The sequence below is a fragment of the Kordiimonas marina genome, from assembly GCF_023006325.1.
Taxonomy (GTDB): domain Bacteria; phylum Pseudomonadota; class Alphaproteobacteria; order Sphingomonadales; family Kordiimonadaceae; genus Kordiimonas; species Kordiimonas marina.
Genome location: NZ_JAINDF010000001.1, coordinates 1 through 16,849, shown reverse-complemented (window position 1 = coordinate 16,849; position 16,849 = coordinate 1). Strand labels below are relative to the sequence as shown.

Sequence of the window (16,849 nt, the reverse complement as noted above, 5' to 3'; positions counted from 1 at the left end):
GCCTCTTCACGGACTCCTGACTTGAAAGCGGCGCCCAGCGCCGTATCTTCGTGTGTGAAGATTAAAAACTGGGGAACACCATGAAAAAATTTCTGATGGGCTGCAGCGCCGCGCTGATGATGACGGCAGCAGCAAGTGTGGGGGCACACGCTGACGATACGCTGATGAAGGCGATCGACGGCGATTACCCGTATCTCAAATCGCTTTATGTGCACCTGCATGAAACGCCTGAGCTTTCGCTCCATGAAAAGAACACCTCGGCCCGTATCGCCAAGGAACTCCGCGAAGTCGGCTTTGACGTCACCGATCACTTCGGCGGCTACGGTGTCGTCGGCGTGATGAAAAACGGCGACGGCCCGACCATCCTGATCCGCACCGACATGGACGCGCTGCCGGTGACGGAAGAAACCGGGCTGCCCTACGCCAGCAAGGTGACGACCAAGGACGACGGCGGCAACACGGTCGGTGTCATGCACGCCTGCGGGCACGATATCCATATGACCAGCTTTGTCGGTACCGCTCGCCGCCTCGCTGCGATGAAAGACAAGTGGCGCGGTACGCTGGTGATGATCGGCCAGCCGGCCGAGGAACGCGTGAAAGGCGCCGAAGCCATGCTGGACGCTGGCCTTTTCACCAAATTTCCGCGGCCCGACTATAACCTCGCACTCCATGACAGCCCGGCCCTCAAGGCTGGCGAAATCGGCATGACGCCGGGCTATGCGCTCGCCAATGTGGATTCGGTCGATATCGAAATTCATGGCATCGGCGGCCACGGGGCCTATCCGCATACCACGAAGGACCCTGTGGTGCTGGGCTCCTATATCGTCGTCGCGTTGCAGACGCTGGTTTCGCGCGAGACCTCGCCGCTCCAGCCTGCGGTGGTGACCGTTGGCTCCTTCCATGCGGGCACCAAGCACAATATCATCTCGGACCACGCGCACCTGCAGCTGACCGTGCGCTCCTATGATGACAAGGTGCGGACGAACCTGCTGGCGGGCATCAAGCGCATCGCCCGCGGCGAAGCCATCGCTTTCGGCCTGCCGGAAAAACTGATGCCGGAAGTCACCTTCAGCGAACCGACGCCGTCCACCTATAACGACCCGGCGCTTACCGAGAAAATCTTTGGGGCGCTTTCAGCCAAGATGGGCAAGGACCATGTCCACAAGATCGACCCGGTGATGGGCGCGGAGGATTTCGCGCTTTATGGCCGCACCGATCCGAAGATCCCCAGCCTGATCTTCTGGCTTGGGGCATTGAAGCCCGCGGACGTGGATGCGGCCAAGGCCGGCAAGCTGAAGCTGCCGAGCCTGCATTCGCCCTTCTTCGCGCCGGAGCCGGACAAGACTATCCGGGGCGGTGTCGAAGCCATGACCACGGCGGCGCTGACGCTGCTCGCCAAGCCGTAAAAGCATACAGGATGGCCCTGCCTTTCGGGGCGGGGCCGTCTTCGGCCTCCTCCTGGCGCTTCCGGTGTCACAAGGCTGGAAACGCGGGCCATAAGCAGCTAAACTGCAGAAAAGACAGGGGACCCAAGTGGCTCATTCACACGACCATACCGTATGTATCGAACAGGCGATCGCTGAAGCCGAGCGCCTTTGCGAGGAGCGAGGCTCCCGCTTTACCGACCTTCGCCGCCGTATCCTCAAGATGATCTGGCAGGGGCACAAGGCTGTCAAAGCCTATGACCTTCTGGACCAGCTCGCCAATGAAGGCGGGTCCGCCAAGCCGCCGACCGTCTACCGCGCGCTTGATTTCCTGATGGAGCAGGGGCTCGTCCACAAGATTGAATCGCTGAATGCCTATATCGGCTGCCCGCATCCGGGCGACAGCCACGTGAGCCAGTTTCTCATTTGCGATAAATGTGAAACGGTGAAAGAGGTTACGTCCGACGCGCTGACCAAGGCCGTGCTGGCCGCCGCCGAAAACGCCGACTTCACCATCCACCGCCAGACGCTGGAACTGCACGGGGTGTGTGCCACATGCCGTCAGAACGCGAAGGCAGCCTAGGCATCTTTCTGGAAAATTGACTCGTCTTTTGTATCAGGCCTCTGTAAAGGGCTAAGCCTTATGGCTGAGCTTTTGGATATCCAGGCGACCGCGGCCGAATTTCTCGACCTCGCACGCCGTCAGGCAGCGGAGGGGCAGGCAGCCTCTGCCGAGGAAACTGTGCGCGCTGTGATCGCCATGGTGCCGCGCCACGCCCCTGCCTGGCGCATCCTGGGGGATCTCTTGTCCGCCCAGCCTGGCCGCCGTGCCGACGCCGCCGATGCCTACGCCAAGGCGCTGGAGATCGACCCCGGCAACAAAGCCGCGGAAGGCGGGCGCGAAAGCCTCGGCCACCGCGAAACCGCCGCGCCCAAAGTGGCCCATGCCGAACGGGAATTCCTGCTGCCGCACATGGTCGCGGACGGCAAGGAAGTCGCGATCGCCGAAGCCCGCGCGGCTGAAACCGCTGAGGACTGGGACACCGCCAAGGTCGCATGGGAACGCGCGTTGGAGATCGACCCGAGCGACACCTGGTCCTGGGCGCAGTATGGCCATCTCCTCAGCGTCAACCTTCATCAGTATGACAAGGCCGAACAGGCCTTCCGCCGCGCGATCGAGGAAGACCCGACCGACGACTGGGCCTGGGGCAAGCTCGGCATCATGCTGGCTGACTTCATGGGCCGGGTGAAGGAAGGGCAGAGCATGCTCCGCCGCGCCATCAGCCTGGAGCCCGCCGAAAGCTATTACCACGGCTGGCTCGGCTGGTCGCTCTACCGCCAGAGCGAGGACCTCAAAGGCGCCGAGAAGGCGCTGATGGAGGCCGTGCGCCTGTGGGGCGACTATCAGTGGGCCTATTACCACCTCGGCTATGTCCGCTTCCTGATGGGCGACCGGCCCCGGAAGGCCGAAGCCGCGCTCAGCCGCGCGCTCGAGCTGGACCCCGAGGATGTGCCGACCATGTTCAGCCTCGCTGAACTGTACGACGACCAGATGAACCGCCCGAAGAAGGCGCTGGCGCTTTATGAAAAGGTGCTGAACCTCACCGGCGGCGACCCGGCGGCGTGGCGGCGGGTCGGGATGCTCTATCACGGGGCGCTCCAGAACCCGGAAAAGGCCAAGCACGCCTATGAGAAGGCGCTGGAGACCAGCCCGTATGACTATGACGTGCTTACCCGTCTCGGCTGGCTGTTGTGGGAGACGCTGGGCGAGGTCGACGCAGGTATCGATATCCTGAAAAAGGCGGTCGACATGGCGCCCGAAAGCGCGTGGGTCGCGACCCATATGGCGCAGGCGCTGCAGCTTGGGCGCGGCAACATGGCCGGGGCCGAGGCCATGCTGCGCCGTGCGCTGAGGATTGATCCGGAATTCGACTGGGCCCATGCCATGCTCGGCGGCTTGCTGTATGAAGAGAAAAAAGACGTCGAAGGCGCGAAGGAACATCTGCATGAGGCCCTGCGCCTGAGCCCGGATTACGCCTGGGCGTGGCACCGGCTCGGCCAGGTTCATCTGTTCGCCGATGAGGATGTCGATGCCGCCTGGGCCGCCTATGAGCGCGCGCTCAAATCCTCGCCCAACCGCTCGGAAATCCTGTTCGACATGGTGTGGCTGGGGCTGTTCCGTCTCAACCGCGCCGACCTTATCCTCGACTATGCCCGCAGGCTTCTGAAGCAGCAGCCGAAAAGCGCCTTCGCCCATGCACTGCTTGGCCGCGCGCTCCGCTATACCGAGCCGGAACCGGGCCCGGCGATCGACCATCTGTCAAAAGCCGTGGCGCTCGACCCCGACGATCATTTCGTCTGGCACGAATATGGTGAGGCGCTCCTCTATGATATCGGCGACCTCGAAGCCGCCGAGGAAGCGCTGTTGCGCGCGCAAACGCTGGACAACAGCTGCAGCACGGTCGACGCCGACATCGGCATGATCCGCTATGTCCAGGGTCGGACCGAAGACGCCCATGGCCATTTCGAACGCTCGCTCGAGATCGACCCGGAAAGCAGCTATTCCTGGCTCGCCTTCGGCCGGTTCCTGATGCTCTCCGGCGAGGATGACACCATGGCCGAAAGCGCGTTCGAGCGCGCGGCGGAGCTGGATGACGGCAATTTCGAACCCTGGGCGACCCTCGCCGGGTTCCTCGCCCGCCAGCCGGGGCGCGAGGATGAAGCCGAGGAGGCCAAAGAAAAGGCCATGGAGCGCGCGCCCCACGGCCTTGATCTCGATCGCTGGACCGAACGTCAGCTCGACCCCGCCTTCCTGCATTATTGATCCCGCCTTATTGGGCGGCTTTCGCCTTGGTCTTTTCCACCTTGGGGGCGGGCTTGGGGCCTGCCCACGGCTTCAGCGCCTTCAGGAAATACGCCCGGCGCGGTTCCTTGCCGCCCTTCGGCACCGCGGCTGACTGCCACGAGCCGTACGTCGGGTTCGGCAGCGTGAACCAGCGCTGGCCCCAGTAGGCGTCATATTTCGCCATCATGGCATCGCGGCCCGCAATGTCGCCGCCCATGTCATCGACAAAATCGCCGAAATTGTCGCCGAGCAGCATCAGGATGCGGTAGTTTTTGGCGATAAAGGCGCGGCGCGTGCCCTTCTTGCCGGTCCAATCCTTCTGGCCGCCACGCAAGAGCACGACATCTTCGCCCGCCTTCATCGGAAAGCCGAATTTCTTGAGGTTACGGAGCGTGCCGTCCTTCACCGCCTCACTGCGGTTGGAGACGTAGAACACCGTGATGCCCTTCGCGGCCGCCGCTTTGGTGAACTGGAGCGCGCCGGGGATCGGCACGGAGACGCTGTCATTCGCGAACGCGTGCCAGCTCTTGCCGCTGAAATGCTGGTGATGGGTGATGATCCAGGCCTGATAGGCCGAGTTGTTCAGCACCGTCTCATCGATATCGAGGATCACCGCCGGCGGCTTGGCGGCAAAATCACCGGTCTGCTCCAAGGCGGCGGTTTCGCCCTTGTCGGCCAGCAGCGCATCCAGCTGGCGCGTGGCCCCTGCGTAAACCGAACGCGTCGATGCCTTATATTCCACCGAGGTCTGCAGCCACAAAGTGGCGTCGAGCCCGTCATTGGCGGCGGGGGCCGGGGCCTTGGCAAACGCCGGGACGCTGGCGGCCAGGATGAAGGCCGCCGCGGTGAGGGTGTGGTTCAATCGCATTGTCGTCTCCCTTATCGCCATCTGGCTATCGGGGCAGATGGCTTTCTCGGGGGAGACTAAAGACCCATCGCTTCCCGCGTGCAAGGGAAAACCTGGGCGGGAACCCATGAAAAAAAGCCGCAGCATCAAGGGGCTGCGGCTTTCCGGTACGATTTTAGGGGCGTGCGATTTAGTGGCAGACGCTCAGCCCGCGCTTCTTCAGATACTGCTGATGGTAATCCTCCGCCGGCCAGAAGGGCGCCGCCGGTTCAATCAGCGTCACGATCGGGCGCTTGAAACGGCCGGAGGCTGCCAGCTCCTCCTTCTTGCGCTCGGCCACCGCTTTCTGCGCGTCATCATGGTAGAAAACGACGGAGCGGTACTGCGTGCCTTCGTCCGGGCCCTGACGGTTCCATTCGGTCGGGTTATGGTTGGCATAAAACAGGTCGACCAGCGCGTCGTAGGAAATGACCTCCGGGTCAAATTCCATCTGCACCACCTCGGCATGGCCGGTCTGATCCGTGCAGACATCCTTGTAGGTGGGGTTGTCGAGCGTGCCGCCCATATAGCCGACCGTGGTCGAGCTTACCCCGTCCGTGGTGCGGAACACTTCTTCCACGCCCCAGAAACATCCAGCGCCAAAGGTTGCGGTTGCCATTTTTCTGTCCTTTTATGCAGCAATTGTTCTCGGCAGAATATGCTGTTGCCTTTCAGTCTTGTCGAGGGGCACAATGTAAAAAATCCGTGTGGGAGGCTAGGCGTGAACCGAGGCATGAAAATTCTGAGCGTGGGACTGATGGCATTGATGGCAAGCACGTCCGCGTGGGCGGAGGCTGCCAATGCCGCGCAGGTCACGTCACCGAGCCCGTCGGACAGTAGCCCGATTCCCGAACCGCTGTTGAAGCTTGAATTCCAGCGCTGCCTCAAGGGCTGCGTGCCGGACTTCAACGAAGCCGCCTGCGTGGCGCTGTGTGATTGCAGCGTGCAGCAGTTCAAGAAGCGGCTGAATTACGGTGAGTATGTCGACATGCTGCGCCAGCTCGCCAGTGGCAACGTCACGCCCAAGAACAGCAAGATGCTCGACAGCGTCGCCCATTATTGCTCCGCCGCCGTCGACAAGGCCGGCATCGCCGTCGGCCCCGCCGAAGCCAAGGACGCCGCGAAAGACGCCGCCAAGCCTGACGTGAAGCCGGACACGCCCAAAAGCCCGAAGTAGGGGGAACTATAGGAGGCCTATATGGGGGTGCGTAAAGGTAGCGGTGCCCTATACGATCAAGCAGGCAAACACCTAGGCGATGTGCGCTATGACGTTCAGTACTCGGATGGAGATGTAGCGTCGGACAAATATCCTAGCTTACATGGGCAGGTTTGGGATCGTTTTCCCTCTGTCCATACACTGGATACCTGGGCCTTGGCTGAGCGTGGAGATCCCATCGTGCTTGTTGATGACACCTCTAAGCTGGCGATCGATATGGAGGTCTTTCAGGGGGCTATAGAGTCGGGCGGCAAAGCCACCGTGAAACATATAGATGGTGGGGGAAGGTTTGACTACTCTCCCTCCTGGCTCGACGAATAGCGCCCTTCATTTTAAAGAATCTTCCCCATCACCCCTTCGGAATCGGGCGCTTGTTGCCGTTTTCGTCGACCGCAGCCATGATACGGCAATATCATATATGATATTATGTTTTGATATTTCTGTGATATTGCATATAATATCATCATGTTAAAGGTCGTCATGGATACGGATGTTCTGTATGCCGCATTTGCGAGCGATAGCGGGGCATCAAGAGTGCTTCTGAATGAAGCGATCGACGGCACTTTGAAGCTGGCGGCTTCAACATCCTTGTTTCTGGAATATGAGGCCGTCCTGTGCAGGGCAGAGAGCCTTGAACGGATTGGCCTCTCCCGTGACGAAGTGGTGGAAGCGCTGGATTTGCTCGCTGGCATCATTGAGCCTGTTGGGCTCCATTATCAGTGGCGGCCCGTGGCAAAGGACCCGGATGATGATTTCGTCATCGAAACGGCGGTCAATGCCGTTGCGGATATGGTGGTGTCCTTTAACTTGAAGGATATGGCTGCCGGGGCTGCTCTCTTCGGGATAGAAGTTGTACGGCCCGGCACTTTGGTAAGGAGGTTGAAAGATGAGTAATTTTGCCCTCAGGCTTCCCGATGACTTGAAGGAAGATGCGGCTGAGCTTGCCAAGGAAACCGGCGTCAGCCTCAATCAGTTCATTACCAACAGCCTGGTTGGAAAGGTCGCGGCCCAGAAGGAAGCATCCCGCTTCTTCAAGGCGCGTGCTGGACGTGTGGCTGGCGGTACGGAACGGCTGCGGGAAATTCTGGTGCGGGCAGGGGCTGGCAATCCACCGTTGCAGGGCGATGAATAACCCTCTTGCGCCTGCCGTCCTATGAGCACATTGGACTCACCAAGCCCACTTTCCGTCACTCGCCGACTTGATCGGCGAGTCTGGGAACACAGTAGTTGGCAGTTGGGCCTCTGCGTCTGGGTTCGCCGGTTAAACCGGCGAATGGCGACTAGAAAAGGAATAGCTTCCTCTATTCACCCCTTCGGAATCGGGCGCTTGTTGCCGTTTTCGTCGACCGCGACGAAAATATAGCGGCCGCGGGTGACCTGATGGTGCTCATCGCGGTTCGGCCCGCGTTCGGCGAAAACCTCCAGCGCCACGGTGATGGAGGTGCTGCCGACCTTCTCCACTTCGGTATAGACGCTGATCACATCGCCCAGCTGGATCGGCTGGATGAATTTCATGCCTTCGATCGCCACGGTCGCCACCGGCCCCTGCGCCACGCGGCTGGCGTGGTCGGCGCCCGCAAGGTCCATCTGGGCCAGCACCCAACCCCCGAAAATGTTGCCGTTCACATTGAGGTCGGACGGCTGCGGGATGGTGCGGATGGTGGCGCGGCGGTGTTGGTCGGTCATGGCTCAGGCGTCCTTTTGGGCGGGGATGGTCTGCGGGCTATGCAGGGGGGCGACTTCCAGTGCGTCCCCCGGCATGGCTTCTATGTAAAGCGAGCGGCTGGGGAAAGCAAAGCCCGTTCCCGCGTCCTCAACGATTCGTTTGATCGCCAGCAGAAGCTGCTCCTTCACTTCCAGCCATTCCAGCCAGTTGGTGGTTTTGGTGAAGCAGTACAGGAGGATATCGATCGAGCTTGATGAGAACTGGTCGATGCGCACGAAGGTCGCGGTTTCTTCGGGGCGGGCGAAGGCGTCATTTTCCTGCAGGTATTTCTCTATCCCGTCGCGCACTTGCTGAAGCTGTTCCGCCGTGGTGCGATACTCAAGCCCGATCACCCATTTGATTCGGCGGAAGGTCATGCGCGAAAAGTTGGTGACGGCATTGTCGGACAGTTTGGCGTTCGGCACATAGACCGGCGCCTTGTCGAAGCGGCGAATCATCGTGGTGCGGAAGCCGATATGCTCAACCGTGCCTTCGACCACGCCTTCGACCAATATCCAGTCGCCCGGCAGGAAGCGGCCTTCGCCGATGACGAACAGCCCGGCGATCAGGTTCTTGAACAGGTCCTGCGCACCGAGGGCCACGGCGACACCGAACAGCCCCAGCCCGGCGATGATCGGCCCGACCTGGATGCCCCAGATCTCCAGAATCGTGGCTGCACCCAGAAGCGCGAAGGCGATCTTGATGGCCTTGGCCAGCCAGTCGATCATCGAGATGGTCAGGAAGCGGTCGGCGCGGCGGAGCAGGGTGGAAACCGGGTCGGCGGCGCGGTAGAGCGCCCAGAAGATGGTGAAGGCCACCAAGGAGCGGTTGAGGTTCGAGGTGAAAATCTCGGACTGTTTATCAAGGTCCAGAAGCGCGCTCGCGAAAAACACCCCCAGCACGATGGGCACGAAGCGAATCGGCGGTTCCAGCGTGGCGAGGAGGGCATCGTCGATCTTGTTTTCCGTGCGTTCGGCCCAGCGGCTCAACCGGCCGATGACGAAGCGGGTGAACAGGTTCCGCGCCAGCAGGAACAGCGCGAACAGGAACACGGCGACGATGATGCGGCCGATGTCGATGCCGTACAGTCCTTCGGTCCAGACCTGTTTGACGAGGTCGAAGAAAGCGGTGATCTGATCCTTTTCCATACTGGGTCCTTAGTGTGCCTTGGGCTTGGTGTTTTTATCGGTGGTCATTGTTGCGGTTTCATGGGTTTCGCCATCATGGCGGGCCATGAAACGGTGGGCGATCATCCCGCCCGCAACATGGAGAAGCGCCACAAGCCCGCCCGCCGTGTAGGCGATGGCCATGGGGTTGAGGCCGCCTTCGCCCGCGTCGCCCCAGGCGGCATAGGCGCCGAGGCCGAGAAGCGCCACGCCGAGGATGAGGCCGGTCAGGATGAGCAGTTTGTTCATCGGGGCTCTCCCATTGGGTGGGGGCTCAGCCTAGTCCTGAACGGGCCATCGGCTCAAGGGGCGGTGGGGCCGGTCTTGTCGTCCGCGTTTGCGGCTTCGTCCTTATCTGCCTCATCCGTGCCCTTTTCCTTCTTGTTGAGGTTATGGACTTCCTCATCATGGCCGCGGCGGGCGCTGAAGAACAGCAGCGACATCAGCCCGACCCCGACCAGGAAGGTCATGATCAGGCCGCCGGCCATCGCCGCCATGCCGTTGGAGCTGATCTTCACGTCGCCGAGCTGGTCGGCGAGGTGGAAATTATAATAGGCCACCATGGCGATGCCGAGGATGGCGACCAGTATGACGAGCGCGGTTTTCATAAATAAGTTCCTTCAAACGGGCAGCGCCAGGGTAATGACTTTATCTACAGTATAAAGTGGGGTCAGGCCGCCATGATATCCAGAAATTGACGGATCAGCGCGGCATTGAGGCCCCAGCCGCCATCACCCATCTCAGATACGGCGCGAATGTCAAGGATGCTCCCGCCCGTGTGCGGCAATATGCGTATGACGATAAGGCTCTGGACGCCGAACCAGCGGTCCTCGCCGATGGCCTCGATGCGGCCGGTGGTCACGTCGCTCGCGACGATGCGCCATTTCAGCTTTTTCGCCACCTGAAGCGCCCGCGCCGTGGTGCTCGCCGGGCTCATGGTACTGATGTAGGAGACGAAGGGGGACTGGATCGCCGCCGCGGTCGCCGCCTGGGTTTCAGGCTCTGGCGCGGGGGCCTTGAGCGCCTTGAAGGCGGGCGGGTTCTGAGGGTTGGTGCTGATGTCGGCGTTCAGGAAGGCCTCATGGGTGCGCCTGTAGGCCTGGCCCATCGGCCAGCCAAGCCCGATCGCCAGCAGGATCGCCAGCGCGCCGCGCCAGCTCAGCCGCACCCGCGGGCTCGTCAGCGTATGCAGAATGCCGAGCATGGTGAAGAGGCTGCCGAGGGTCACGAGACCGAGCCCGACCGTGACCAGGCGGATTCGGAAATCGAAGGCGGTATCGGCCTGCCATAAGTTTTTGATGCTACCGATCTGGAAAAGGGGCCCTGCGATGATGAAACCGATACCGGCGAAGAGCAGCGTTACCAGCCCGAGCGTTGCCCAGGTGGATGGCTTCCGGTTTTGTTTCTTGAAAAATATCTGGGCCATGACCTCCCCGTCGGTGGCTTGTTATGAACGCCTGCCATTTATACTTTCGCTACACGTTGTAGCCGAAGTTGCGCCTTGATGATAGCCCCGCGCCCTTTTGTCCCTGTGGCTCAGGCAAACTGTTGCAGGGGCAACAGTTAAGGGCGGGGGGATGCAACAGTCATGCTGCAACAGGGGCAACAGCAGGCCGCCCCCTTTTCGTAAAGCTTTTTGCTCATAGGGCGAAAAAGAGGCATAATGATGGAAGACGTTCCGAGTGCCCAGAAACCCAGGGTCCGCAAGGGCTCGCGCAAGCCAAGGAGGCGCCAATGAATGTCGGCCATATTCTGGATATCAAGAAACAGGCCCTGGTCGCTCTAGACCTCGGTGCATCGGTTCTCGACGTTGCCAAAATGCTTGGAGAACGGCGGATTGGTGCGCTTCCGGTGATCGATGGGGGGCAGCTTGTCGGCATTATTTCCGAACGCGACATCGTGCGCGGCCTCGCCATACGCGGCGGCGGCGTGCTGGCGGAAAATATCGAAGCCCTTATGACAAAAGCGGTTTTCACCTGTAGCCAGGAAGATACGGTTCAGTTTGTCATGGCGATGATGACCGAGCGCCGCATTCGTCACGTGCCGGTATTGGAAGCGGGCAAGGTCGTCGGCATGATCTCGATCGGTGACGTGGTCAAGGTCCGCGTTGAGGAGACCGAGAAGGAGGCCGAAGCGCTGAAGGAATATATCGCAACCGCTTAATTTTGCTGGGCTTTCAGCTCTTCCGAGCTTCTATCAAGGGCTCGGCAATCGCTGAGATGCGGGCGGCATTATCCACCCAGGTATAATGCCGCCGCTCTATCGTACGTTTGGCTTCAGCACCGAGCCGCGCCCTTAAAGCCGCGTCCTCGATCAGGCGGCGGATCAGCGCGTCGGCGGCGTCGAAATCCTGCGGCGCGAACAGAAGCGCATCCTTATCGTCTTCCAGAATTTCGCAGATATTGGGTTGGGCTGGCGCGACAATCGCCAGGCCCGCCGCCATATATTCGAACAATTTCAAGGGGCTGGCATAATCCGTGACCGCAGGCTGGAGCGCGATGTCCATCGCCGCCAGATGCTCAGGGATGTGCATGCGATCGATGAAACCGGCGAAATGGATGCGGTCGGCAATCCCCAGTTTTTCGGCGCGCTCCCGGCACATGGGGATGGCCGGTCCGTCGCCGACAATCAGCATATGCGGGCTGTCCGCCGCGTCATAGTTGGCGATGAGGTCGATCATATGATCGAGCCTGTGCCATTCGCGCACAAAGCCGGTAAAGCCAAGGACCGTGCGGCCCTCAAGCCCATATTTCTGCCGGATAGCCGTGCCGTCGAGGCTTTCATAAAGCGCCGGGTCAATGCCGTTATGCAGAACGGTGATCGAGTTCTCAGGCGCGCCTTCCGCCTTCAGTATATCGGCGAGCACATCGCTTACCGGGAATATCCGGTCGGCTGCGCACCAGGTTTTGCGCTCGAGCGACCGCGCCAGCTTTTCAAGCTTCAGCCCGCCATAGCGGCTGCGTTCATCGGCCAGTGGCGCGTTGACTTCCAGCAGATAGGGCAGGTCGGTCTTTTCCTTGAGCCAGCGCCCGGCAGGCAGGAACAGATTGTGCCGTTCATACAGAACGTCCGGGCCGAAGCTTTTGTAAGCGGCCTTCAGTTTCAGATAGTCGCGCATGCCGTAGGCCAGCTCCATGACTTCCAACATAAAGTCGGGCAGGGCCCGCCGGAGCCAGTCCAGAAACCGGTTCTCCGCCCCGAATTCCTTGGGGCGCAGCGAGGGGCCAACCATATGAACCGTGTGCCCCAGCGTTTCAAACGCATGGATAAGCTCAGCCACATGCACGCTCTGCCCATCCTGGGCGGCGATTCGGTGGTGATAAAGAATTCTGAGCTTTTTGGTCACGGGCTGTCCGCCTAAATGTTGATCCGGTGCGTCACGATGGCGAGCGCATCCTTCAGATGGTGGAGTTTCAGGTCGAACGCGGCTTTGCCTTCGTCAATCAGTTCCTCGCTGCGGTGGAATTCCATGACCCCGATGTGACCGCAGCGCGGCGTGATGGTGACATCGGGCGGGTCGCCTGCAAGGCGTGAACGCGAAAGCCGGTTCTGCATGATATTGAGGCTGGCCACCATATTGGAGAACAGGCTGGGCGCATCCTTTTTATGGCCGAGAATCTTGCGGAAGAAGGAGGCGTTGCCGCGTTTCTCCAAAAGACCCTCGGCGCCACTTTCGGCGAAGACGCCATAGTCGTCGGAGCTGAGCGCGCCGCTGACCCGGGCCCGGGCGCGGCCATACAGGTCCTCGGCCAGGTTGACGGCGATGACCACTTCACACCCCGCGGCCCGGCAGACTGACACGGGGACTGGGTTCACAAGCGCGCCGTCCACCAGCCAGCGGCCATCGACCTTGCAGGGTTCGAAAACGCCGGGCAGGGCGAAGCTCGCGCGAATGGCGTTGGAGACCGGGCCTTCGTCGAGCCAGATTTCGTGGCCTGTCTTGAGTTCGCAGGCAACAGCCGTGAAGGGGATGTTCAGGTCCTCGAAATCGAGGTTGCCGAAACGGTCCCGCATCAGCTGGTTCAGGCGGTCGCTGCCGAACAGCCCGCCGCTGAGCCGGACGTCCAGAAACCGGAAAAAGTTGAATTCCTTCAGGCCCCGCGCCCAATCCTCGACTTCATCGAGCGCGCCGCAGGCATAAGCACCACCGACCACAGCCCCGATCGAGGTGCCTGCGATCATGTCGACGGGGATACCTTCTTCCTGCATCCGCCTGAGCACACCGATATGAGCCCAGCCGCGCGCCACCCCGGCGCCGAGCGCAAGCCCCACCTTGGGCCGCCGCGTCGCTGGGCGGTGCGTTTGTGTGTCTTCATTACTGGACTGTTCGCTGTCAGACGCCATATCTTTGTTCTTGAAGAGGCCTAGCATAAAATCTCTCTATTTATCGTTGTCCCGATTTGAAGCAAAAACGAGGGCAAGCGCAAGGGGCTGGGCAAAATAGATCGTCCTGACTGGGGAAATGCCTCATCCCCGTCATAAACCGGTGATTAAGTGCGGACGACAGAACAGTGAGGATAACGGTCATGGCTGGCGAAAGGTTTGGTTTCAGGGCGGGTGCCCTCGCGCTTCTATGTGCCCTTGGTGGGGGGCAGGCCGTGGCGGAGGATAATCATGTCGTGACCCTCCAGGTGGAGAACGACCTGTTTTTCGGCCATACCGACCGGGACTATACCAACGGCATGCGGCTTACCTATGTCCATAACCCGGGCGAGGTTTCAGGCGCCGACAGTATCAGTGCCATGCTCAAGGGACTGTCGTTTGTCGCCCGGCATTCCCCGGACAGCCAGATCTATTATAGCTTCGGCCTCGGCCAGAATATGTATACGCCGCAGGATATCCAAAACCCGGACCTCATACTGGATGACAGGCCCTATGCCGGTTGGACCTATCTTGAGTTCGGAGTCTCTGTCCAAAGCCAGAATGATCTTGAAGTCCTGAAAATCGATGCCGGGATGGTCGGTCCCGCTTCCCTGGCGGAATTCACTCAGCGCCAATGGCACAAATTGATCGGCTCACCGATTCCCCAGGGCTGGTCACACCAATTGCCCAACGAACCGGGGCTGAACCTGCATTACTTCCTCGCGCACCGAATTCGGACAGGGGGCGAGAAAGGCGGCCGCTGGGGTTTTGACGTCACCCCGCATGTGGGCCTCGCGCTTGGCAACATCTATACCTATGGCGCGGTCGGGGCGACCTTCCGCTTTGGCAGCAACCTGGACCGCGAGCTTGGGGCACCGCCCCGAATCCAGCCTTCCTTGCCGGGCAGCGATTATTTCGGCGGCTCCGGGCTCGATTTCTATGTCTTCGCAGGCGGGGAAGTGCGTGGGGTGGTCCGTGATATCTTTCTGGACGGGACCTGGCGCAGCCATGAGCATGACGTGGAAAAGAACACGTTCGTCGCGGACCTTCAGGTTGGTTTCGTTCTGCTCTGGAACGATGTGCGGCTCGCCATTACCCATGCTTTCCGGACGGATACCTATAAGATCCAGCACGGCGGCCATGAATATGGCGCCATTACCCTGTCTTATCGATTCTGATGGGGAAGGGCGCCTAGCCCTGATCGGTCTCATCCGGTTCATATTTAAGGATATCACCGGGTTGGCACTCCAGATAATCGCAAATGGCCTCGAGCGTGGCGAATCGCACGCCTTTGACCTTGCCGGACTTCAGGAGGCTCAGGTTCGCCTCGGTAATGCCGATATGCTGGGCCAGGTCCTTCGACTTGACCTTGCGCTCCGCCAGCATGACATCGAGTTTTACGGTGATGGGCATGATGTCTCTTTCGGCTGGCTCAGACTATTTCATTGAGTTCGTCGCGCTGGGCGCGGGCGAGCGACACTATGCGCGCAATGACAAATGCCATCAAGGCTGGGATGAGTCCGAGGACGTCATAATTGGAAATAGAGACAGTCAGCTCCCGGTGGCCGGGTCCGTTCGTCGCTGTCAGCACGAGAATCAGCAAGGTTTCGCCAAGCCAGTTGGTCACGACATACCAAAGCATCGCCTGTCCAATAGCACGCCAGTATGATTCGTTCTTTTGCCCAAACCAATCTCCAGCTTCCAACTGCTGGATCAGACGCCAAAGACAGTAAAGCGCATAGGCAAGGCAGGCTTGAGGGAGGGCGTTGACCGAAAAGCCCGCAAACCGCTGCCATAAAGCCAGCCGGGCGTAACCGCCATATGCCTCAACAATGTCATCTTTAGAGAAGACGCTGAAACTCGACGGGTCGACCCATTTCCAGATGACAGGAACTATGGCGCCAAGGAATGACACGTAGATTACCCATTTGAGAACCGTGAGACTGTTTGGACGGTGTTGCATATCGACCCTAAAATTATCGTTTTACAGAAATAAATTGTTCATCTATGATAAGCCTAAAGCGAGGATAAAGGAAGAGCAATGGCAGGCCGACATACAAGGGTGCTGATTCTGGCCGCTTTTATGTTGAGCCTGCTGATTCTTCTAGTGGGGCTCTTCCACCGCGCTGCCGCCCAGGATGTGACAGAATCAAGTGCCCCCCAGGCGGGCAGTTCGCCCTCAGCCGATTCTCCTGTACCCGTTTCTGATACTGACCAGCCTGGCGCATCTTCTGAGGCCCCTGCATCTGTGGCCCTGGGGGCTAAGGCCTTAACCGTTTCCCAGTCTTCCCCGCTTGTCGTTCCCGTCTATCCGCTGCACAGCAAGAAGGGCGCCTTGCCCAAGGGGGCGGACCTGCGTGATTCTTATGTGGTCCTCAAGGACGGTTCGGTCATGTCCGTTGCCGACTGGATATTGGGGGCCCTTAAAAGCGATCAGGGCGGCGTTGGCATGAGCGACTATGAGAATCGCCTGTTCTTGGGGCAGGTGGCCCGCGCGCTTGTCGGCCAGGATGAGAAACTGGTGGACAGAACCCCCGTGCCGCAGCCGGTTGCAGGCCTTGCGGCTGCGGCGGGGCAGGCGCCGTTTCGGATAGGGCCCTTTACCATTGATGGCAGCACCGTTGGCGGCAACAGGTCGCTGCAATCCGGGGCGCCGCGGGGCATCACTGTACTCAACGATGCGATCGGGACCAGCTTCACGGATGAGATATCCATCGGGAAGACGGCGCTGCTTGAGGACCCTTATAGTACGGCTTTCGCCGGCGCAGTGGAGGATTTCAAGCTCCATGGCACCTTCATGAACATGCTTCACGACTATGAAAAGCGTGAGCCAAAGGGCAATAACCAGGGCTCCAAATAGCTCTGCGCAATATTGTGTCTCTATCACGGGCGTGCGCGATATTTTGTGCTTCAAAACCCGTGATTTGCCCCTGATTTCAGGTTTTTTCGAAAAAACGCAAAAAAGGTGTTTACAGGTTGGGAAACCACCCCTATAACCCGCCTCCACCGACGGGGCGCACCGCACAGCGCGACGCACCGACGGGGCAGCGAGCCGGGATGATCCGGTAGGTGAAAACGGCCCGCTAAGTTGCTCTTTGACATAGTAGAATGGAAGGGAGATGTGGACGGTGGTCTGGTGACCGTTGTCTAGATCTCGACGAACGTCGGAAACGATGTTCGATATACGTAGATGATACGTATGTCAGTGAATTCTTGAGCTTGATGTTTGGCCTTTTGGTTGGATA

At 60.0% G+C, this 16,849-nt stretch carries 21 protein-coding genes; 10 read left to right on the top strand and 11 right to left on the bottom strand.

The features are described from left to right. Nucleotides 1-80: 80 nt before the first annotated feature. From K6118_RS00105 to K6118_RS00095, 3 genes are all read left to right on the top strand, one after another. On the top strand, nucleotides 81-1,406 hold the full coding sequence (locus K6118_RS00105) for an amidohydrolase (protein WP_247118087.1): 1,326 nt from the start codon (nucleotides 81-83) through the stop codon (nucleotides 1,404-1,406). Nucleotides 1,407-1,533: 127 nt separating this feature from the next. After that, complete coding sequence (locus K6118_RS00100) at nucleotides 1,534-2,007, top strand: transcriptional repressor (protein ID WP_247118086.1); 474 nt, start codon at nucleotides 1,534-1,536, stop codon at nucleotides 2,005-2,007. Nucleotides 2,008-2,067: 60 nt separating this feature from the next. Further along, complete coding sequence (locus tag K6118_RS00095) at nucleotides 2,068-4,248, top strand: tetratricopeptide repeat protein (RefSeq protein ID WP_247118085.1); 2,181 nt, start codon at nucleotides 2,068-2,070, stop codon at nucleotides 4,246-4,248. 7 nt (nucleotides 4,249-4,255) lie between these two features. Here K6118_RS00095 and K6118_RS00090 read toward each other — a convergent pair whose 3' ends face one another. Both K6118_RS00090 and msrA read right to left on the bottom strand, forming a co-directional pair. Continuing rightward, on the bottom strand, nucleotides 4,256-5,137 hold the full coding sequence (locus K6118_RS00090; RefSeq protein WP_247118084.1) for a 5'-nucleotidase, lipoprotein e(P4) family: 882 nt from the start codon (nucleotides 5,135-5,137) through the stop codon (nucleotides 4,256-4,258). Between the two features lie 169 nt (nucleotides 5,138-5,306). Continuing rightward, nucleotides 5,307-5,774: a peptide-methionine (S)-S-oxide reductase MsrA gene (msrA, locus tag K6118_RS00085; RefSeq protein ID WP_247118083.1), complete on the bottom strand. Its 468-nt coding sequence runs from the start codon at nucleotides 5,772-5,774 to the stop codon at nucleotides 5,307-5,309. A gap of 114 nt (nucleotides 5,775-5,888) precedes the next feature. Here msrA and K6118_RS00080 point away from each other — a divergent pair, with 114 nt between their 5' ends. From K6118_RS00080 to K6118_RS00065, 4 genes are all read left to right on the top strand, one after another. Next, on the top strand, nucleotides 5,889-6,332 hold the full coding sequence (locus tag K6118_RS00080; RefSeq protein WP_247118082.1) for a hypothetical protein: 444 nt from the start codon (nucleotides 5,889-5,891) through the stop codon (nucleotides 6,330-6,332). A 21-nt stretch (nucleotides 6,333-6,353) separates the two neighbouring features. Then, nucleotides 6,354-6,692, top strand: a complete 339-nt coding sequence (locus K6118_RS00075; protein ID WP_247118081.1) for a hypothetical protein — start codon at nucleotides 6,354-6,356, stop codon at nucleotides 6,690-6,692. A gap of 159 nt (nucleotides 6,693-6,851) precedes the next feature. After that, nucleotides 6,852-7,265, top strand: a complete 414-nt coding sequence (locus K6118_RS00070; RefSeq protein WP_247118080.1) for a putative toxin-antitoxin system toxin component, PIN family — start codon at nucleotides 6,852-6,854, stop codon at nucleotides 7,263-7,265. Further along, nucleotides 7,258-7,503 (top strand): YlcI/YnfO family protein, encoded by a 246-nt coding sequence (locus K6118_RS00065; RefSeq protein ID WP_247118079.1) that lies wholly within the window; start codon nucleotides 7,258-7,260, stop codon nucleotides 7,501-7,503. The genes K6118_RS00070 and K6118_RS00065 overlap by 8 nt, the downstream gene beginning before the upstream one ends. Before the next feature lie 173 nt (nucleotides 7,504-7,676). Here the strand turns inward: K6118_RS00065 and K6118_RS00060 are convergent, their stop codons facing one another. The 5 genes from K6118_RS00060 to K6118_RS00040 all read right to left on the bottom strand — a co-directional run bounded on the left by K6118_RS00060 (nucleotide 7,677) and on the right by K6118_RS00040 (nucleotide 10,668). After that, a complete protein-coding gene (locus K6118_RS00060; RefSeq protein WP_247118078.1) occupies nucleotides 7,677-8,057 on the bottom strand; it encodes an acyl-CoA thioesterase in 381 nt (126 codons plus the stop codon). Nucleotides 8,058-8,060: 3 nt separating this feature from the next. Continuing rightward, entirely contained in the window at nucleotides 8,061-9,224 is a 1,164-nt protein-coding gene (locus tag K6118_RS00055) for a mechanosensitive ion channel family protein (RefSeq protein WP_247118077.1), read from the bottom strand. Nucleotides 9,225-9,233: 9 nt separating this feature from the next. Beyond that, nucleotides 9,234-9,491, bottom strand: a complete 258-nt coding sequence (locus K6118_RS00050; RefSeq protein ID WP_247118076.1) for a hypothetical protein — start codon at nucleotides 9,489-9,491, stop codon at nucleotides 9,234-9,236. Nucleotides 9,492-9,544: 53 nt separating this feature from the next. Further along, complete coding sequence (locus tag K6118_RS00045) at nucleotides 9,545-9,850, bottom strand: hypothetical protein (protein WP_247118075.1); 306 nt, start codon at nucleotides 9,848-9,850, stop codon at nucleotides 9,545-9,547. Nucleotides 9,851-9,912: 62 nt separating this feature from the next. After that, nucleotides 9,913-10,668 carry a DUF1499 domain-containing protein gene (locus K6118_RS00040; RefSeq protein ID WP_247118074.1) on the bottom strand — a complete coding sequence of 252 codons (756 nt, stop codon included), beginning with the start codon at nucleotides 10,666-10,668 and terminating at the stop codon, nucleotides 9,913-9,915. A gap of 308 nt (nucleotides 10,669-10,976) precedes the next feature. Between K6118_RS00040 and K6118_RS00035 the strand changes: the two genes are divergently transcribed. Beyond that, nucleotides 10,977-11,405 carry a CBS domain-containing protein gene (locus K6118_RS00035; protein ID WP_247118073.1) on the top strand — a complete coding sequence of 143 codons (429 nt, stop codon included), beginning with the start codon at nucleotides 10,977-10,979 and terminating at the stop codon, nucleotides 11,403-11,405. 13 nt (nucleotides 11,406-11,418) lie between these two features. Here K6118_RS00035 and K6118_RS17445 read toward each other — a convergent pair whose 3' ends face one another. Beyond that, the gene (locus K6118_RS17445) at nucleotides 11,419-12,588 is read right to left on the bottom strand and encodes a glycosyltransferase family 4 protein (protein WP_247118072.1); all 1,170 of its coding nucleotides are present in this window, start codon (nucleotides 12,586-12,588) and stop codon (nucleotides 11,419-11,421) included. Nucleotides 12,589-12,599: 11 nt separating this feature from the next. Then, nucleotides 12,600-13,586: a patatin-like phospholipase family protein gene (locus K6118_RS00025; RefSeq protein ID WP_247118071.1), complete on the bottom strand. Its 987-nt coding sequence runs from the start codon at nucleotides 13,584-13,586 to the stop codon at nucleotides 12,600-12,602. 182 nt (nucleotides 13,587-13,768) lie between these two features. Here K6118_RS00025 and K6118_RS00020 point away from each other — a divergent pair, with 182 nt between their 5' ends. Continuing rightward, entirely contained in the window at nucleotides 13,769-14,782 is a 1,014-nt protein-coding gene (locus K6118_RS00020; protein ID WP_247118070.1) for a lipid A deacylase LpxR family protein, read from the top strand. Nucleotides 14,783-14,795: 13 nt separating this feature from the next. On the opposite strand, the gene K6118_RS00015 is transcribed toward K6118_RS00020, so the two are convergent. Continuing rightward, nucleotides 14,796-15,017, bottom strand: coding sequence for a helix-turn-helix domain-containing protein (locus K6118_RS00015; RefSeq protein ID WP_247118069.1), 222 nt, complete (start codon nucleotides 15,015-15,017; stop codon nucleotides 14,796-14,798). A 19-nt stretch (nucleotides 15,018-15,036) separates the two neighbouring features. Continuing rightward, entirely contained in the window at nucleotides 15,037-15,567 is a 531-nt protein-coding gene (locus K6118_RS00010) for a DUF2975 domain-containing protein (RefSeq protein ID WP_247118068.1), read from the bottom strand. Between the two features lie 285 nt (nucleotides 15,568-15,852). Here K6118_RS00010 and K6118_RS00005 point away from each other — a divergent pair, with 285 nt between their 5' ends. After that, nucleotides 15,853-16,464 (top strand): hypothetical protein, encoded by a 612-nt coding sequence (locus tag K6118_RS00005; protein WP_247118067.1) that lies wholly within the window; start codon nucleotides 15,853-15,855, stop codon nucleotides 16,462-16,464. Nucleotides 16,465-16,849 lie beyond the last annotated feature (385 nt).

Bases quoted from the DNA above. Each gene is read 5' to 3' on its own strand.
- K6118_RS00105 (WP_247118087.1), top strand. From the start codon at position 81: ATGAAAAAATTTCTGATGGGCTGCAGCGCCGCGCTGATGATGACGGCA.
- K6118_RS00095 (WP_247118085.1), top strand. From the start codon at position 2,068: ATGGCTGAGCTTTTGGATATCCAGGCGACCGCGGCCGAATTTCTCGAC.
- K6118_RS00090 (WP_247118084.1), bottom strand. From the start codon at position 5,137: ATGCGATTGAACCACACCCTCACCGCGGCGGCCTTCATCCTGGCCGCC.
- msrA (WP_247118083.1), bottom strand. From the start codon at position 5,774: ATGGCAACCGCAACCTTTGGCGCTGGATGTTTCTGGGGCGTGGAAGAA.
- K6118_RS00080 (WP_247118082.1), top strand. From the start codon at position 5,889: ATGAAAATTCTGAGCGTGGGACTGATGGCATTGATGGCAAGCACGTCC.
- K6118_RS00075 (WP_247118081.1), top strand. From the start codon at position 6,354: ATGGGGGTGCGTAAAGGTAGCGGTGCCCTATACGATCAAGCAGGCAAA.
- K6118_RS00070 (WP_247118080.1), top strand. From the start codon at position 6,852: ATGGATACGGATGTTCTGTATGCCGCATTTGCGAGCGATAGCGGGGCA.
- K6118_RS00065 (WP_247118079.1), top strand. From the start codon at position 7,258: ATGAGTAATTTTGCCCTCAGGCTTCCCGATGACTTGAAGGAAGATGCG.
- K6118_RS00060 (WP_247118078.1), bottom strand. From the start codon at position 8,057: ATGACCGACCAACACCGCCGCGCCACCATCCGCACCATCCCGCAGCCG.
- K6118_RS00055 (WP_247118077.1), bottom strand. From the start codon at position 9,224: ATGGAAAAGGATCAGATCACCGCTTTCTTCGACCTCGTCAAACAGGTC.
- K6118_RS00050 (WP_247118076.1), bottom strand. From the start codon at position 9,491: ATGAACAAACTGCTCATCCTGACCGGCCTCATCCTCGGCGTGGCGCTT.
- K6118_RS00045 (WP_247118075.1), bottom strand. From the start codon at position 9,850: ATGAAAACCGCGCTCGTCATACTGGTCGCCATCCTCGGCATCGCCATG.
- K6118_RS00040 (WP_247118074.1), bottom strand. From the start codon at position 10,668: ATGGCCCAGATATTTTTCAAGAAACAAAACCGGAAGCCATCCACCTGG.
- K6118_RS00035 (WP_247118073.1), top strand. From the start codon at position 10,977: ATGAATGTCGGCCATATTCTGGATATCAAGAAACAGGCCCTGGTCGCT.
- K6118_RS00025 (WP_247118071.1), bottom strand. From the start codon at position 13,586: ATGGCGTCTGACAGCGAACAGTCCAGTAATGAAGACACACAAACGCAC.
- K6118_RS00020 (WP_247118070.1), top strand. From the start codon at position 13,769: ATGGCTGGCGAAAGGTTTGGTTTCAGGGCGGGTGCCCTCGCGCTTCTA.
- K6118_RS00015 (WP_247118069.1), bottom strand. From the start codon at position 15,017: ATGCCCATCACCGTAAAACTCGATGTCATGCTGGCGGAGCGCAAGGTC.
- K6118_RS00010 (WP_247118068.1), bottom strand. From the start codon at position 15,567: ATGCAACACCGTCCAAACAGTCTCACGGTTCTCAAATGGGTAATCTAC.